Source organism: Streptomyces sp. NPDC111628, from assembly GCF_055635195.1.
Genome location: NZ_JBVKBZ010000004.1, coordinates 590,794 through 606,755, shown reverse-complemented (window position 1 = coordinate 606,755; position 15,962 = coordinate 590,794). Strand labels below are relative to the sequence as shown.

Below are 15,962 nucleotides of genomic sequence, written 5' to 3'. Positions count from 1 at the left end.
TTGAAGGCGTCCTTCAGCCGCGAGAACAGCCCTTGCTGCCCCGGCTGACTGTGCCTGCCCGGGGGCGACCCCCGGACCCCCGGCAGACCCCGGCCGCCGGCCGCACCCGCGCAGCAAACCGACGCCCGCCAGGCTCTCCGTCAGCGCCCGTTGAACGCGTCCTTCAAGCGCGAGAACAGCCCCTGCTGCCCCGGCTGGAACTGCCCCGTCGGGCGTTCCTCGCCGCGGAGCTTGGCCAGCTCGCGCAGGAGGCGTTCCTGTTCGGGGTCGAGCTTGCCCGGGGTGGTGACCTCGACGTGCACGATGAGGTCGCCGCGGCCGCCGCCGCGCAGGTGCGTGACGCCCCGGCCGTGCTTCGGGATCGACTGGCCGGACTGGGTGCCCGGGCGGATGTCGACCTCCTCCATGCCGTCGAGGGTCTCCAGCGGCACCTTCGTGCCGAGGGCCGCCGCCGTCATCGGGATGGTGACCGTGCAGTGCAGGTCGTCGCCGCGCCGCTGGAAGGTCGAGTGGGGCAGCTCGTGGATCTCGACGTACAGGTCGCCGGCGGGGCCGCCGCCGGGGCCGACCTCGCCCTCGCCCGCGAGCTGGATCCGGGTGCCGTTGTCGACACCGGCCGGGATCTTCACGGTCAGGGTGCGCCGGGAGCGGACCCGGCCGTCGCCCGCGCACTCGGGGCACGGGGTCGGGACCACGGTGCCGAAGCCCTGGCACTGGGGGCAGGGGCGCGAGGTCATGACCTGGCCCAGGAAGGACCGGGTGACCTGCGAGACCTCACCGCGGCCGCGGCACATGTCACAGGTCTGGGCCGACGTGCCGGGCGCCGCGCCCTCGCCGTTGCAGGTGTTGCAGACGACCGCGGTGTCGACCTGGATGTCCTTGGTCGTACCGAACGCGGCCTCGTCCAGCTCGACCTCGATGCGGATCATCGCGTCCTGGCCGCGGCGGGTGCGCGAGCGCGGCCCGCGCTGCGACGCCGTGCCGAAGAACGCGTCCATGATGTCCGAGAAGTTCCCGAAGCCACCCGCGCCGAAGCCGCCCGCGCCACCGCCGGCGGCCTGCGAGAGGGGGTCGCCGCCGAGGTCGTAGACCTGCTTCTTCTGCGGGTCCGACAACACCTCGTAGGCGGCGTTGATCTCCTTGAACCGCTCCTGGGTCTTCGGATCGGGGTTGACGTCCGGATGCAGCTCGCGGGCGAGCCTCCGGAACGCCTTCTTGATCTCGTCCTGGGAAGCGTCGCGGCGCACGCCGAGTACGGCGTAGTAGTCCGTGGCCACCTACGACTCCGCCAGGATCTGTCCGACGTACCGTGCCACTGCGCGTACCGCTCCCATCGTTCCCGGGTAGTCCATGCGGGTCGGTCCGACCACGCCGAGCTTGGCAACCGCCTCGCCGCCCGAACCGTAGCCGACCGACACGACGGACGTTGAGTTGAGTCCCTCGTGGGCGTTCTCGTGACCGATTCGGACGGTCACGCCCGGATCCTTCGCCTCGCCGAGCAGCTTGAGGAGCACGACCTGCTCCTCCAGCGCCTCCAGCACCGGCCGGATCACCAAGGGGAAGTCGTGCCCGAAGCGGGTCAGATTGGCGGTGCCGCCGATCATCAGCCGCTCCTCGTTCTCCTCGACCAGCGTCTCCAGGAGAGTGGAGAGCACGGTGGAGACCGTACCGCGATCCTCGGCGTCGAAGGGCTCCGCCAGATCTTCCACCAGAGACGGCACATCCGTGAAACGGCGCCCCGCGACCCGGCTGTTGAGCCGCGCCCGCAGATCGGCCAGCGACGCCTCGCCGAACGGCGCCGGGCAGTCGACCATCCGCTGCTCCACCCGCCCGGTGTCCGTGATCAGCACGAGCATCAGGCGCGCGGGCGCGAGCGAGAGCAGCTCCACGTGCCGCACGGTCGAACGCGTCAGCGACGGATACTGCACGACGGCGACCTGCCGGGTGAGCTGCGCCAGCAGCCGCACCGTGCGGGCCACGACGTCGTCGAGGTCGACGGCGCCCTCCAGGAAGTTCTGGATGGCACGCCGCTCGGGCGCGGTCATCGGCTTGACGCCCGCCAGCTTGTCGACGAAGAGCCGGTAGCCCTTGTCGGTCGGGATGCGCCCCGCGCTGGTGTGCGGCTGTGCGATGAACCCCTCGTCCTCCAGGGCCGCCATGTCGTTGCGCACGGTGGCCGGGGAGACGCCGAGGCTGTGCCGCTCGGTGAGGGCCTTGGAGCCGACCGGTTCCTCGGTGCCGACGTAGTCCTGGACGATGGCGCGCAGCACCTTCAGCCTGCGTTCACTGAGCATCGGCGCGCACCTCCACCTGTCGTCCGCCCGTTTCCGGCCTGTCTGTCCTGGCACTCATGGCTCGCGAGTGCCAGACTTCCCCGGCCCAGTGTACGGCCGTGGGGTACACCCCCGGCAAGGCCGGGACCAAGCCGTTAGCGTCGTCGCCGTGACGGTGACTTGGGAAGAGCTGGGCTGGGAGCGGCTGGCGGACGGGGTGGGACGGTGCCGGCTGCCGGGGTGGGACTGCACGGCGGGGCTGGTGCTCGGCGCGGGCGCGGCGCTGATGGTGGACGCGGGGTCGAGCCTGGACGAGGGCGCCCGGTTGCGCGAGGCGGCGCGGCGGCTCGGCGGCCGCCGTGTGACACATCTCGCGCTGACCCACCCGCACTTCGACCACGTCTTCGGCGCGGCGGCGTTCCCGGACGCCGAGGTGTACGGCGCGTACGGGGCGGCGGGCACGGGCGCGCTGTTCGCGCCGGGCGGACATGGGCGGGAGGCGCTGCGCGCGGACGCGGTGGCGGAGGGGCTGGACGCGCGGGCGGCGCGGGAGGCGGCCGAGGCGCTCTCCCCCGTCCGGCACGAGGTCCGGGGCGAGCACCCGCTCGACCTGGGCGGTGGACGGCGGGTCCTGCTGGCCGACGTGGGCCCGGGGCACACCGGGCACGATCTGGCGGTGCTGGTGCCGGGCTCCCCGAACGTCCTGTTCTGCGGGGACCTGGTCGAGGAGTCCGGCGCGCCGCAGGCGGGGCCCGACGCCGTACCGTCGCGCTGGCCGGCCGCACTGGACCGGCTGCTGGCCGTGGGCGGCGACGACGCACTGTACGTCCCCGGTCACGGAGCGGTGGTGGACGCGGCGTTCGTCCGGGCCCAACGGGACGCGCTGGCCGCCCGGTTCGGCGTGTCGCGCTGATCACCGCGCGGGCGTTCCTCGTATCGTCGGCAGAATGCGCCAGTACTCCGCCGACCTGACCCCTCCGTGGAAGAAACCGCAGCCCGTTCCCGAGGTGTCCGCCGATCCCGGCCTGGTGGTCGAGGAGCCCGGCACCGGGTTCTGCGGCGCGGTGATCCGCTGCGAGGCGGGCACGGTGACCCTGGAGGACCGCTTCGGCAAGCACCGCGTCTTCCCGCTGGAACCGCGCGGCTTCCTCCTGGAGGGCCGCGTGGTGACGCTGGTCCGCCCGTCCTCCTCCGGTCCCGCGCGGTCCGCCCCTTCCCGTACGGCGTCCGGTTCGGTCGCCGTCCCCGGCGCCCGCGCACGGGTGGCGCGCGCCGGGCGCATCTACGTCGAGGGACGGCACGACGCCGAGCTGGTCGAGAAGGTCTGGGGCGACGATCTGCGCATCGAGGGCGTCGTCGTGGAGTACCTGGGCGGCGTGGACGACCTCCCGTCGATCGTCGCCGACTTCGCCCCCGGCCCGGACGCACGGCTGGGCGTCCTGGTGGACCACCTGGTGCCGGGTTCGAAGGAGTGGCGCATCGCGGAGGCGGTCACGAGCGAGCACGCGCTGGTCGTGGGCCACCCGTACATCGACATCTGGGAGGCGGTGAAGCCGGCATCGGTAGGCATCGACGCCTGGCCACGCGTCCCCCACGGCCAGGACTGGAAGACCGGCGTGTGCCGGGCCCTGGGCTGGCCGTCGGAGAACACCGGCGCGGTGTGGCAGGCGATCCTGGCACGGGTCGGCTCGTACAAGGACCTGAAGCCGGAGCTGCTGGGGAGGGTGGAGGAGCTGATCGACTTCGTGACGGCGTGACTTTTTCACCCAGCCGGTGATTCCAGCCCCTCCGGCGTTTGAGGAGCGGGGGTCCGGGGGCAGAGCCCCCGGGGTCGGGACGGGAAGGGGCGGCGGGGGCGAGGAGAATCCCGGTCAGTCCACCAGGTCCCGCACCACCGCGTCCGCCAGCAGCCGCCCGCGCAGCGTCAGCACGGCGTTTCCCGCCTCGTACGGTCCCTCCTGGAGCAGCCCGTCGGACAAGGCCCGCCGCGCCGCCGTGAGCCCTGCCTCCCGCAGCAGCGACAGCGGGACGCCCTCCCGCAGGCGCAGCTCCAGCAGGATGCGCTCCACGCGCCGGTCCTCGTCCGTGAGGATCTCGCGCCCCGCGCCCGGCGACTTACCCGCCGCCAGCGCCCCCGCGTACGCCCCGGGGTGCTTCACGTTCCACCACCGCACGCCCCCCACGTGGGAGTGCGCGCCCGGCCCGGCGCCCCACCAGTCGGCGCCCCGCCAGTACAGCTCGTTGTGCAGGCAGCGCCCGGCGTCGGAGGTGGCCCAGTTGGACACCTCGTACCAGTCGTAGCCCGCCGCGGACAGTGCCTCCTCGGCGATCAGGTACCGGTCGGCGTGCACGTCGTCGTCGGTCATCGGGACCTCGCCGCGCCGGATGCGGCGGGCGAGCTGGGTGCCCTCCTCGACGATCAGGGCGTACGCCGAGACGTGGTCGGGTCCGGCGCCGAGCGCGGCGTCCAGGGAGGCCCGCCAGTCGTCGTCGGACTCGCCGGGGGTGCCGTAGATCAGGTCGAGGTTGACGTGGTCGAAGCCGGCCGCGCGGGCCTCGGCGACGCAGGCCTCGGGGCGGCCGGGGGTGTGGGTGCGGTCCAGGATCTTCAGGACGTGCTGCTTCGCGCTCTGCATGCCGAAGGAGATCCGGTTGAAGCCGCCCTCGCGGAGCGCCGCGAGGTACGCCGGGTCGACGGACTCGGGATTGGCCTCCGTCGTGATCTCCGCGTCGGGCGCCAGGCCGAACTCGTCGCGGACCGCGCGCAGCATCCGTACCAGGTCACCGGCGGCCAGCAGGGTGGGCGTACCGCCGCCGACGAAGACCGTGCGGACCTCGCGGGGGTCGTCGCCGAGCACCTTGCGGGCCAGGCGTACCTCGTCGACGAGGGTGTCGGCGTAGTTGTCGCGGGAGGCGAGGACGCCGCCGGTGCCGCGCAGCTCGGTGGCGGTGTAGGTGTTGAAGTCGCAGTAGCCGCAGCGGGTCGCGCAGTACGGCACGTGCAGGTAGAAGCCGAGGGGGCGGTCGGCGGCCCCGGCGAGCGCGGACGCGGGCAGGGCGCCGTCGGCGGGGACGGGCTCGCCGTCGGGGAGTGCGGAGGGCATGCGTTCCATTGTCCCGCACCCGGCCGGATCCCCTGCCCGCCCCGTTCACTGCGCCCGTTCACTCCGCCTGGAGCACCAGCAGGGCCAGGTCGTCCTCCGGGGGCCGCGGCCCGAACTCGTGCACCAGCCGCCTGATGCGCTCGGCGACCAGCTCGGCGTCCAGGCCCGCGCACCCGGCCAGCGCCGCGGCGAGCCCGTCGCCGTCGTCGAACTGGCGGGAGCCGCTGCGCCGCTCCGTGATCCCGTCGGTGACGCACAGCAGGGTGTCGCCGGACCGCAGCTCGAAGGTCTCGCTGACGTACGTGGCGTCCTCGACGACGCCGAGCAGGGTCTGCGGGCACGCGACGGCGGACACCGTGCCGTCGGGCCCGAGGAGCAGCGGCAGCGGGTGTCCGGCGGACGCGAGGGTGCAGCGGACGCCGCCGTCGAAGGGGACCAGCTCGCCGTAGAGCAGGGAGAGGAAACGGGTCTGCGGTCCGTCGCCCGGGGCAACCGGTGGGCCTCCGGCGGCGACCAGCGCGCGGGCGGCGGCGTCGGCGGCCTCGGTGGCGTCGTCGAGGAGGAGCTGGTTGAGGCGGTCGAGGACGTCGGGAACGCCGTACTGCTCGCGGGCCAGCAGGCGCAGCCACGGCCGGGCGAGGCCGATGACGACGGCGGCCTCGGGGCCCTTGCCCTGGACGTCGCCCACGGCGAAGCACCAGCGGCCGTCGCCGGCCGGGAAGAGGTCGTAGAAGTCGCCGCTGGGGCCGCCCTTGTCACGCGGTTCGTAGACGAGGGCGCTGCGCACACCGGGGATCTCCGCGACGGCGCCGGGCAGCAGGCCGCGCTGCAGCACGGCGCTGATGGTGGCCTGCCGGGCGTACTGGCGGGCGGCGCCGATGGCGAGCGCCACCCGGCGGCTGAGATCCTCGACCAGGCCGGTGATCTCGTCGGGGAAACCGGTGGCACCGGGGACGCCCGGGGTGTCGGCCCGTCCGATGACCAGGGTGCCCAGCGGCCTGCCGCCCGCGACCAGGCGGTAGGCGAGCGCGGTGCCGTGCGTGCCGTCCGGGCCGAGCGCGTCGCCGGGCCAGGGGTGGCCGACGGGACCGGAGCGCCACGGGTCGCGCGGGCGGGGCGGGTCCTTCTCCAGGGCGGCGTGCAGCTCGTCGAGGCGGCCCTCGCCCGAGTGCCACACGCGGGCCAGCCGGGCGCCGACGGCCGCTCCGGTGTCGTCGGTCCAGGCGCCGCGGCCCAGGGACTCGTCCTCCAGCCACACCCCGCACCAGTCGGCGAGCCGGGGCACGATCAGCTGGCCGGTGAGGGAGGCGACCAGGTCCTCGTCGAGCTGCCCGGCCAGCAGGTCGGATGCCTCGGCGAGGAAGGACAGGGCGCCGCGGCCCAGCCACTCGCGGTCGCGGATGCCGCGCCGTGCGGTGCCGGTCACGCCGTCCGGCAGGTCCGGCCACCGCGGCGGCCCCGACCGACGGAAGGGTCCGTCCCGTCGACCGGGGCTCGCGTCCACGCCGGCGTCCGGGTCCACGTCGGTATCCGGGGCCGCTTCGGGGCCGGGGTCCGCTTCGGGGCCGGGGTCCGTTTCTAGGCCGGGGGCCGCCGCCCAGTGGTCCGGGCCGGGTGTCGGGGCGTCCAGTGCCCGCGGGCAGCTCTGGGGCCGCCGGTCGTCGTGGCCGTCCGGACCGCCGTACTGGCCGCCCGGGCTTCCGTCCCGGCCGTCCCGTCCCTCCCCCGGCGGCCACGCACCCGGCGCGTCGGTGCGTCGCGCCCCGCGCCCCGCGGCGTACGCCTCGGTCTGCCCGGCGTCGTCCGTGCCCACGGCCGACAACCGCGCCCACACCGTCTTGGTGCCCGGGCGGTAGGTGATCCCCCAGGCCTCCGCGAGCGCGGCGACCAGCCGCAGGCCGCGCCCGTACTCGGCGGAGTCGTGCGGCGTCTCGGGGTCGGCGCTCCTGGGCGCGCGGGACGGGTGCTGGTCCGTGGCCTCGACGACCAGCGTGCCGGTCTCCTCCACCTGGAGACCCACCTCGACGTCGGTGCCGGCGTGCACCACGGCATTGGTGACCAGCTCGCTGACGACGACCAGGGCGTCGGCGGTGAGGTGCTCGGTCAACTGCTCCGTGCCGGGCAGAGCGAGCGCGGACCAGTCGGCGAGCGCGGCCCGCACCATCGCGCGGGCGGCGCCCGGCGCGAGGGAGCTGCCGAGCAGGGTCACGCGCGCCCGCGCGCACTCCTCGAAGCCCTCGGCGGATGCCTCGGCGGCTGCCTCGGCGGTGTGTGCGGGCACCGCGCTGGCGCGGGAGGCGGTCTCCCGCTGCGTCGGAATGGCCCCCATGGACGTCTCCCCGGGCAGTTCGTGCGAATTTCTCGCAGTCGATGCCGACAGAGTGACAGACCGGCCCCGCCCATAAGCACGGAGTTACCGAAGTGGGCCGCCACGGGTGAGATCCGTGCTAGGCGAACGTTCGAAGACGGCCGGAAGCCGATCGGAAACCGGACGTCTTCGAACACCCGCGGTTTCTGAGCGGTAGACGACGGTGGCCCCGGGCCTACGCCTCGCGCGAGCCCTCGTACATCTCCTCGATCAGGTTCTTGTACTCCCGCTCCACCACCGGCCGCTTCAGCTTCAGGCTCGGGGTGATCTCGCCGTGCTCGACGTCGAGGTCGCGGGGCAGCAGGCGGAACTTCTTGATGGTCTGCCAGCGCTGGAGGCCCTCGTTGAGTTCCTTGACGTAGCCGTCGACCATCTCGACGGTGGCGGGCGCCGCGACGATCTCGGCGTACGGCTTGCCGTCCAGGCCGTTCTCCTTGGCCCACTCGGTGATCGCGATCTCGTCGAGGGCGATGAGCGCGGTGCAGAAGTTCCGGTCGGCGCCGTGCACCAGGATGTTGGAGACGTAGGGGCAGACCGCCTTGAACTGGCCCTCGACCTCGGCCGGCGCGATGTACTTGCCGCCGGACGTCTTGATGAGGTCCTTCTTGCGGTCGGTGATGCGCAGGTAGCCGTCGGGCGACAGCTCGCCGATGTCGCCGGTGTGGAACCAGCCGTCGGCCTCCAGGACCTCGGCGGTCTTCTCGGGGAGCTTGTGGTAGCCCTCCATGATGCCGGGGCCGCGCAGCAGGACCTCGCCGTCGTCCGCGATGCGCACCTCGGTGCCGGGCAGCGGCTTGCCGACGGTGCCGGTGCGGTAGGCCTCGCCGGGGTTGACGAAGGAGGCGGCGGAGGACTCGGTGAGGCCGTAGCCCTCCAGGATGTGGATGCCGGCGCCGGCGAAGAAGTAGCCGATCTCGGGCGCGAGGGCGGCCGAGCCCGACACGCAGGCGCGCAGGCGGCCGCCGAAGGCCTCGCGGATCTTGGCGTAGACGAGCCGGTCGGCGACGGCGTGCTTGGTGCGCAGGCCGGTGGGGGCGCTCGCGGTGCCGGTGCGCTTGAAGTTGTCCTGGGTGACCTTGGCGTACTCGCGGGCGGTCCCCGCGGCCCACTGGAAGATCTTGTACTTGGCCCCGCCGCCCGCGCGGGCCTTGGCGGCGACGCCGTTGTAGACCTTCTCGAAGATGCGGGGGACGGCCGCCATGTAGGTCGGCCGGACCACCGGCAGGTTCTCGATGATCTTGTCGACCCGGCCGTCGACGGCGGTGACGTGACCGGCCTCGATCTGGCCGGAGGTCAGCACCTTGCCGAAGACGTGCGCGAGCGGCAGCCACAGGTACTGCACGTCGTCCTTGGTGACCAGGCCGGTCGCGGCGATCGCCTTGGCCATGTACGACCAGCAGTCGTGCGGCAGCCGGACGCCCTTGGGCCGGCCGGTGGTGCCGGAGGTGTAGATGAGGGTGGCGAGCTGGTCCTTGGTGAGCGCGCCGACCCGCTCCTTGATCAGCTGCGGCTCCTGCTCCAGGCGGGCCGCGCCCCGGCGCTCCAGCTCGTCGAGGGTGAGGACCCACTCCTCGGAGGTGTCCGCGCCGGTCGCGTCGACCACGACCACATGGGTGAGGTCGGGCAGCTCCGCCTTCTTCTCCTTCGCCTTGGCGAGCTGCGCGGCGTCCTCCGCGATCAGCACCCGGCTCTCGGAGTCGGAGAGGATGTACGCCGATTCGTCGGCGTTGGTCTGCGGGTAGACGGTGGTCGTCGCCGCGCCCGCGCACATGATGCCGAGGTCGGCGAGGATCCACTCCAGCCGGGTGGCGGAGGCCAGGGCCACCCGCTGCTCGGGCTGCACGCCCAGCTCGATCAGACCGGCCGCGATCGCGTAGACCCGCTCGGCGGCCTGGGTCCAGGTCAGCGACTTCCAGTCGTCGGGGCCCTCGCCCGAGGCGGGCGGCACCGGGTAGCGGTACGCCTCGGCGTCCGGCGTGGCGGCCACCCGCTCCAGGAAGAGTCCCGCCACGGAGGGCGGACGGTTCTCGATCAGTGTCTGTGTGTCGCTCACGACATCCTCCGGGCCCGCGACGGTGCGGCTGGCTCGTTGCGGCTGGCTCAGGTGTGGCTGGTTCACTCTCGGGCGGTGTTCAACGGTGCTGAGGCGGTGACGCGGACCGTTGTCCGATCACTTGTTTAACTCACGAGTAACTACGGGGCAGGCATCAGGGTAAAGGGCGACCGGCCCCCGCGTAAGAGCCCGCGCCCTGTCATTTCCTACAGACGCCTGCCCGTGACATGCGAAGAGACCCGCCGCACTTTCGTACGACGGGCCCCTCGGCGTCCGTTTCGCCCGGACTTGGCATGCGGCGTGGCGGTTACTTCTTGCCCTTGCCCGATCCCGCGCTGTCGTCGCTGGACAGGACGGCGATGAAGGCCTCCTGCGGAACCTCCACCGAACCCACCATCTTCATCCGCTTCTTGCCTTCCTTCTGCTTCTCCAGCAACTTCCGCTTGCGGGAGATGTCACCGCCGTAGCACTTGGCGAGGACGTCCTTGCGGATGGCGCGGATGGTCTCGCGGGCGATCACCCGGGAGCCGATGGCGGCCTGGATGGGCACCTCGAAGGCCTGCCGCGGGATCAGCTCGCGCAGCTTGGCGACGAGCCGTACGCCGTACGCGTACGCCGCGTCCTTGTGGGTGATCGCCGAGAAGGCGTCCACCTTGTCGCCGTGCAGCAGGATGTCGACCTTGACCAGGCTGGAGGTCTGCTCGCCGGTGGGCTCGTAGTCGAGGGAGGCGTAGCCGCGGGTCTTCGACTTCAGCTGGTCGAAGAAGTCGAAGACGATCTCCGCGAGGGGGAGGGTGTAGCGGATCTCCACCCGGTCCTCGGAGAGGTAGTCCATGCCGAGCAGGGTGCCGCGCCGGGTCTGGCACAGCTCCATGATCGAGCCGATGAACTCGGTCGGCGCGAGGATCGTGGCGCGCACGACCGGCTCGTACACCTCGGTGATCTTGCCCTCGGGGAACTCGCTCGGGTTGGTGACGGTGTGCTCGGTGCCGTCCTCCATGATCACGCGGTAGACCACGTTGGGCGCGGTGGCGATGAGGTCGAGGCCGAACTCGCGCTCCAGCCGCTCGCGGATCACATCGAGGTGGAGCAGGCCGAGGAAGCCGACGCGGAAGCCGAAGCCGAGCGCGGCGGAGGTCTCCGGCTCGTAGACCAGGGCGGCGTCGTTGAGCTGGAGCTTGTCCAGCGCCTCGCGCAGCTCGGGGTAGTCGGAGCCGTCCAGCGGATACAGGCCGGAGAAGACCATGGGCCTGGGGTCCTTGTAGCCGCCGAGCGCCTCCTCGGCGCCCTTGTGCTGGCTGGTGACGGTGTCGCCGACCTTGGACTGGCGGACGTCCTTCACGCCGGTGATCAGGTAGCCCACCTCGCCGACGCCGAGGCCGTCGGCGGAGAGCATCTCCGGCGAGTTGGTGCCGATCTCCAGCAGCTCGTGGGTGGCGCCGGTGGACATCATCCGGATCCGCTCGCGCTTGTTGAGCTGGCCGTCGATGACACGGACGTACGTCACGACGCCGCGGTAGGAGTCGTAGACGGAGTCGAAGATCATCGCGCGGGCGGGGGCGTCCTTGACGCCGACCGGGGCCGGGACCTCGGCGACGACCTTGTCGAGCAGCACGTCGACGCCGAGGCCGGTCTTGGCGGAGACCTTGAGCACGTCGTCGGGGTCGCAGCCGACCAGGTTGGCCAGCTCCTCGGCGAACTTCTCGGGCTGCGCGGCCGGCAGGTCGATCTTGTTCAGCACGGGGATGATCGTGAGGTCGTTCTCCATCGCCAGGTACAGGTTGGCGAGGGTCTGGGCCTCGATGCCCTGGGCGGCGTCGACGAGGAGGATGGTGCCCTCGCACGCGGCCAGCGACCGCGACACCTCGTAGGTGAAGTCGACGTGCCCCGGGGTGTCGATCATGTTGAGGATGTGCGTGGCGCCCTTGTCGTGGGTCGGGGCCCACGGCAACCGCACCGCCTGGGACTTGATCGTGATGCCGCGCTCGCGCTCGATGTCCATGCGGTCGAGGTACTGGGCGCGCATCTGCCGCTGCTCGACCACACCGGTCAGCTGGAGCATCCGGTCGGCGAGCGTGGACTTGCCGTGGTCGATGTGCGCGATGATGCAGAAGTTGCGGATCAGCGCCGGGTCGGTACGGCTCGGCTCGGGCACATGGCTGGGGATCGCGGGCACGCAGGGTCCTGATTCTTGAGGCGTCCGCAGTGTCTGCGGTCTCGGGTCTCGGGTCGGATCGATACGTAGCCTCCATGGTCCCACGGGTGGGGAGCCGGTATGGGTTTGGGACCCTCCGCGACCCGCTGGTAGTGTGGGTGGCTGTGTCTCTTGCCCTCTCAGCGCGAGGCACTCCTTCAAGAAATCACCGGCACGGGACCCTCGCGGCCTCGTGCCTGAACCTGCAAAGGCTCATTCGTGGCGAACATCAAGTCCCAGATCAAGCGGAACAAGACCAACGAGAAGGCCCGGCTGCGCAACAAGTCGGTCAAGTCCTCTCTGAAGACCGCGATCCGCAAGGCCCGCGAGGCCGCCGCCGCGGGTGACGTGGAGAAGGCCACCGAGTTCCAGCGCGTCGCTTCGCGCGAGCTCGACAAGGCCGTCTCCAAGGGCGTCATCCACAAGAACCAGGCCGCCAACAAGAAGTCGGCGCTGGCGCAGAAGGTCGGCGCTCTCAAGGGCTGACCCCTTATCTGGATTTATCTGGTGTGACCGCCGGAAGGACCCAGAGCGGGCCCTCTCTCATCCGCTCCCGTCCGGCACCCAGGATCCGTGCGCGGCCTGCGTTCGCCACGCGGGCATGGATCCGCGAGCTTGATCCGAAGGCCCCGGTGGCCGTCCTTCCCCAGGACGGACACCGGGGCCTTCGGTCCGTCCGGGTGAGAAGGCCGAGCGCGTGTGCTTACGAGAGGCCGGGCGAGTGGGCCTGCGAGAGGCCGGGCGAGTGGGCCTGCTACGACCGGCCCCGTGAACGCGCCGCCCGGGCGATGATCACCACGGCCTTCTCCAGGGCGTACTCGGGATCGTCCCCGCCGCCCTTCACGCCCGCGTCGGCCTCGGCCACCGCGCGCAGGGCCACGGAGACGCCGTCCGGGGTCCAGCCGCGCATCTGCTGCCGGACGCGGTCGATCTTCCAGGGCGGCATGCCCAGCTCGCGGGCGAGGTCGGCGGGGCGTCCGCCGCGGGCGGAGGACAGCTTGCCGATGGCCCGCACGCCCTGCGCGAGCGCGCTGGTGATCAGCACCGGCGCCACTCCGGTCGCCAGCGACCAGCGCAGCGCCTCCAGCGCCTCCGCCGCGCGTCCCTCGACCGCCCGGTCGGCGACCGTGAAGCTGGAGGCCTCCGCCCGTCCGGTGTAGTACCGCCCGACGACCGCCTCGTCGATGGTCCCCTCGACGTCGGCGGTCAGCTGGGACACCGCGGAGGCCAGCTCCCTGAGGTCGCTGCCGATCGCGTCGACCAGGGCCTGGCAGGCCTCGGGCGTGGCCGACCGTCCGGCCGTGCGGAACTCCGCGCGCACGAAGGCCAGCCGGTCGGCGGGCTTGGTCATCTTCGGGCAGGCCACCTCGCGCGCCCCGGCCTTGCGGCCGGCGTCGAGCACGCCCTTGCCCTTGGCGCCGCCCGCGTGCAGCAGGACGAGGGTGATCTCCTCGGCGGGGGCGCCGAGGTAGGCCTTGACGTCCTTGACCGTGTCGGCGGACAGGTCCTGCGCATTGCGTACGACCACGACTTTGCGCTCGGCGAAGAGCGAGGGGCTGGTGAGCTCGGCGAGGGTGCCGGGCTGCAGCTGGTCGGGGGTGAGGTCGCGTACGTCCGTGTCGGCGTCGGCGGCCCTGGCGGCGGCCACCACCTCCTGCACGGCACGGTCGAGCAGGAGGTCCTCCTGGCCCACGGCAAGGGTCACCGGGGCGAGAGGGTCGTCGTTCGCAGTCTTCCTGGCCATCGGGACAAGCATCGCACGCACGACTGACAACGCCGGACGGGCCGCTGCCGGCCGGGCTGCCCCCGGACGGGCGCTACGGCTCCTCGCGCCAGCCCTCCCACTCCCCGGCGAACGCGTCCAGTTCACCGGCATCCAGCGCTTCCCGCTCGTCGTGCAGGAGGACGAGCCACTGGGCGTCCTCGGCGTCGTCCTCGCCGGCCAGGGCGTCCCTCAGGATCCGCGGTTCCTCGTCGGTCCCGAACCGCTCCCCGAGTGCCTGGGCGGCCTCCTCCGCGGCGTCCCGGTCGGGCAGCACCAGTACATGTCTCACGTCGCTCACGGGTGCCATTGTCGGTCAGCCCCGGGCGCGGTCAGCCCTTGGGCACCGTCTGCACGTCGAGGTCGATGCGGATGCTGGGGCCGACCACGGCGATGCCGCGGGCCAGCATGGTCTGCCAGCTCACCGTGAAGTCGTCGCGGTGCAGTTCGGTGGTGGCGCGGCAGGCCGCCCGCGTCTCGCCCTCCATGCCGTTGCCGAGTCCGAGGTACTCGGTGTCCAGGGTGACCGTGCGCGTCACGCCGTGCAGGGACAGCGCCCCGGTGACGGCCCAGCGGTTGCCGCCGCGGTGCGTGAACCGGTCGCTGTAGAACTCCAGGGTCGGATAGCGCTGCACGTCCAGGAAGTCGGCCGAGCGCAGGTGATCGTCGCGCATCTTCACGTTGGTGTCGATGGAGGCCGCGTCGATCACGACGTGCATCGCGGACTGCTCCATGTCGTCGGCGATGCGCACCGCGCCGGCGAAGGAGTTGAACCGGCCGTGGATCCGGGCCAGCCCGATGTGCCGCGCGGTGAAGGCGATCGAGGAGTGGGCCGGCTCGATCTCCCAGTCACCCGGCGCGGGCAGCTCCGGCGGCTGGGCCACCTGCAGCGTCACGTCCCCGAGCGAGGCCAGCGTGTCCTCGGCGACGGTCACGGAGGCCCGGTACGGGGTGTAGCCCTCGGCGGACACGGCGAGCCGGTACTCCCCCGCGGGCACCGTCGCCACGAACGACCCGAAGGGATCCGCACCGCCGCCGACCACCTTGCGCCCCATCGCGTCGCTGACCGTGAACTCCGCGTTCGGCACCGGATCGTTGACGGGGTCCAGGACGCGGCAGCTCAGCACCCCCGCGTCCGGCGGGGTGTGCACCGCCGCCAGGGGACCCGTCCGTTGCATCCGCTTCGTTCGGCTTCCCAGCAAGCGGCCGATCATTTGCGACACCCTCTGCACGACATCGAAAACTAGTTGACGGAGAAACATTCGATCACCGATGTGGCTTTCGAGGCAACACGGGACCACATCGCGGGAAACCGTCGCATGTGCTGGGAGTGGGCAGGAGTGGACCTGTGTGCTCCGGTTTCGCCGCACCGGGCGGGATTTCTCACAGCCGGGACACAGGCGGCACCGGTGGCACGGGAGGCAGCTCGTCGAGGCGGATGCCGAAGTGGTCACGGTAGGCCGCGAAGACCTCCTCGTCCGTCTTCAGCTCCTGCTCCTCCCGAACACCGTCGGCGGCCGTCGCCGTGAGCCGGCGTCCGCTGAGCGTGATCCTGCCCCCGTCCTCCGTGAGCCGCGAGCAGACCGGTGACTGGAGGAAGTGCGACCGGGGCGAGGTGCTGTGCCACCAGGCGCCGGACACGAAGTCGTCGAGCACCCTGGGACGCGTTTCCACCCGGTAGACCAGCTTTCCGTCCCGCAGTACGTCGAGGTCGCCCCGCTCCCCGGCCGGGTCCGGCCCCGCCTCGACCACGCGGAACGTCCCCCCGGGATCCACCTGCCCACCCCGCTCCGCGAACGCCAGCGGACCGTGGCTGTGCGCCCCGAACCCGACGTCCGCCAGCCAGTCGCCCCCGTCCGCCGTCCGCGCCAGCAGAGCCATGTGGTCGTACGGGATCCCGAGCCGGCCCCCGTCGCCGTACACCCGCGCCGCCAGCAGCGTGACCTCGTACCCGAGGGCGGTGAGCAACGCCGCGAAGAGCCCGTTGAGTTCGTAGCAGAAACCGCCCCTGTCCCCACCCACGACCTTGTCCCACAGCCGCTTCTCCTCCAGCACGATCTCCTCGCCCAGGTGGACGGAGAGGTTCTCGAAGGGCACCGTCCGCAGATGGCGCAGGTGCAGCGCACGCAGTGCTTCGAGGGTGGGCTCCGCGGGGTACTCGGCTCCCAGCCGGCGGAGGTAGGCATCGACCTGAACTGAATCCATGTC

Annotated in this window: 13 protein-coding genes; 3 read left to right on the top strand and 10 right to left on the bottom strand. The window is 72.1% G+C overall.

Annotation, left to right across the window (positions count from 1 at the left end):
* Positions 1-140: 140 nt before the first annotated feature.
* Positions 141-1,277: a molecular chaperone DnaJ gene (gene dnaJ, locus ACZ7MF_RS24670; protein ID WP_003976250.1), complete on the bottom strand. Its 1,137-nt coding sequence runs from the start codon at positions 1,275-1,277 to the stop codon at positions 141-143.
* A complete protein-coding gene (hrcA, locus tag ACZ7MF_RS24665) occupies positions 1,278-2,294 on the bottom strand; it encodes a heat-inducible transcriptional repressor HrcA (RefSeq protein ID WP_356860722.1) in 1,017 nt (338 codons plus the stop codon).
* A gap of 148 nt (positions 2,295-2,442) precedes the next feature.
* On the opposite strand from hrcA, the gene ACZ7MF_RS24660 reads away from it, so the two are divergent.
* Both ACZ7MF_RS24660 and ACZ7MF_RS24655 read left to right on the top strand, forming a co-directional pair.
* Positions 2,443-3,186, top strand: coding sequence for an MBL fold metallo-hydrolase (locus ACZ7MF_RS24660; RefSeq protein WP_471479788.1), 744 nt, complete (start codon positions 2,443-2,445; stop codon positions 3,184-3,186).
* Between the two features lie 34 nt (positions 3,187-3,220).
* Positions 3,221-4,030 (top strand): DUF3097 domain-containing protein, encoded by an 810-nt coding sequence (locus ACZ7MF_RS24655; protein ID WP_471479786.1) that lies wholly within the window; start codon positions 3,221-3,223, stop codon positions 4,028-4,030.
* Positions 4,031-4,144: 114 nt separating this feature from the next.
* Here the strand turns inward: ACZ7MF_RS24655 and hemW are convergent, their stop codons facing one another.
* From hemW to lepA, 4 genes are all read right to left on the bottom strand, one after another.
* Entirely contained in the window at positions 4,145-5,377 is a 1,233-nt protein-coding gene (gene hemW / locus ACZ7MF_RS24650) for a radical SAM family heme chaperone HemW (RefSeq protein ID WP_471479784.1), read from the bottom strand.
* 58 nt (positions 5,378-5,435) lie between these two features.
* Positions 5,436-7,706: a SpoIIE family protein phosphatase gene (locus tag ACZ7MF_RS24645; protein WP_471479782.1), complete on the bottom strand. Its 2,271-nt coding sequence runs from the start codon at positions 7,704-7,706 to the stop codon at positions 5,436-5,438.
* A gap of 214 nt (positions 7,707-7,920) precedes the next feature.
* Positions 7,921-9,798, bottom strand: a complete 1,878-nt coding sequence (locus ACZ7MF_RS24640) for an AMP-dependent synthetase/ligase (RefSeq protein ID WP_471479780.1) — start codon at positions 9,796-9,798, stop codon at positions 7,921-7,923.
* Positions 9,799-10,105: 307 nt separating this feature from the next.
* Positions 10,106-11,974 (bottom strand): translation elongation factor 4, encoded by a 1,869-nt coding sequence (gene lepA / locus ACZ7MF_RS24635; protein WP_471479779.1) that lies wholly within the window; start codon positions 11,972-11,974, stop codon positions 10,106-10,108.
* 237 nt (positions 11,975-12,211) lie between these two features.
* Here lepA and rpsT point away from each other — a divergent pair, with 237 nt between their 5' ends.
* Complete coding sequence (gene rpsT, locus ACZ7MF_RS24630) at positions 12,212-12,478, top strand: 30S ribosomal protein S20 (RefSeq protein WP_003976241.1); 267 nt, start codon at positions 12,212-12,214, stop codon at positions 12,476-12,478.
* 268 nt (positions 12,479-12,746) lie between these two features.
* On the opposite strand, the gene holA is transcribed toward rpsT, so the two are convergent.
* The 4 genes from holA to ACZ7MF_RS24610 all read right to left on the bottom strand — a co-directional run bounded on the left by holA (position 12,747) and on the right by ACZ7MF_RS24610 (position 15,959).
* Positions 12,747-13,736, bottom strand: coding sequence for a DNA polymerase III subunit delta (holA, locus tag ACZ7MF_RS24625; protein WP_471479777.1), 990 nt, complete (start codon positions 13,734-13,736; stop codon positions 12,747-12,749).
* A 73-nt stretch (positions 13,737-13,809) separates the two neighbouring features.
* Positions 13,810-14,055, bottom strand: a complete 246-nt coding sequence (locus ACZ7MF_RS24620; RefSeq protein ID WP_471479775.1) for a hypothetical protein — start codon at positions 14,053-14,055, stop codon at positions 13,810-13,812.
* 31 nt (positions 14,056-14,086) lie between these two features.
* Complete coding sequence (locus ACZ7MF_RS24615) at positions 14,087-14,968, bottom strand: YceI family protein (protein ID WP_471479773.1); 882 nt, start codon at positions 14,966-14,968, stop codon at positions 14,087-14,089.
* A 169-nt stretch (positions 14,969-15,137) separates the two neighbouring features.
* Entirely contained in the window at positions 15,138-15,959 is an 822-nt protein-coding gene (locus ACZ7MF_RS24610; RefSeq protein WP_471479772.1) for an arylamine N-acetyltransferase family protein, read from the bottom strand.
* Positions 15,960-15,962 lie beyond the last annotated feature (3 nt).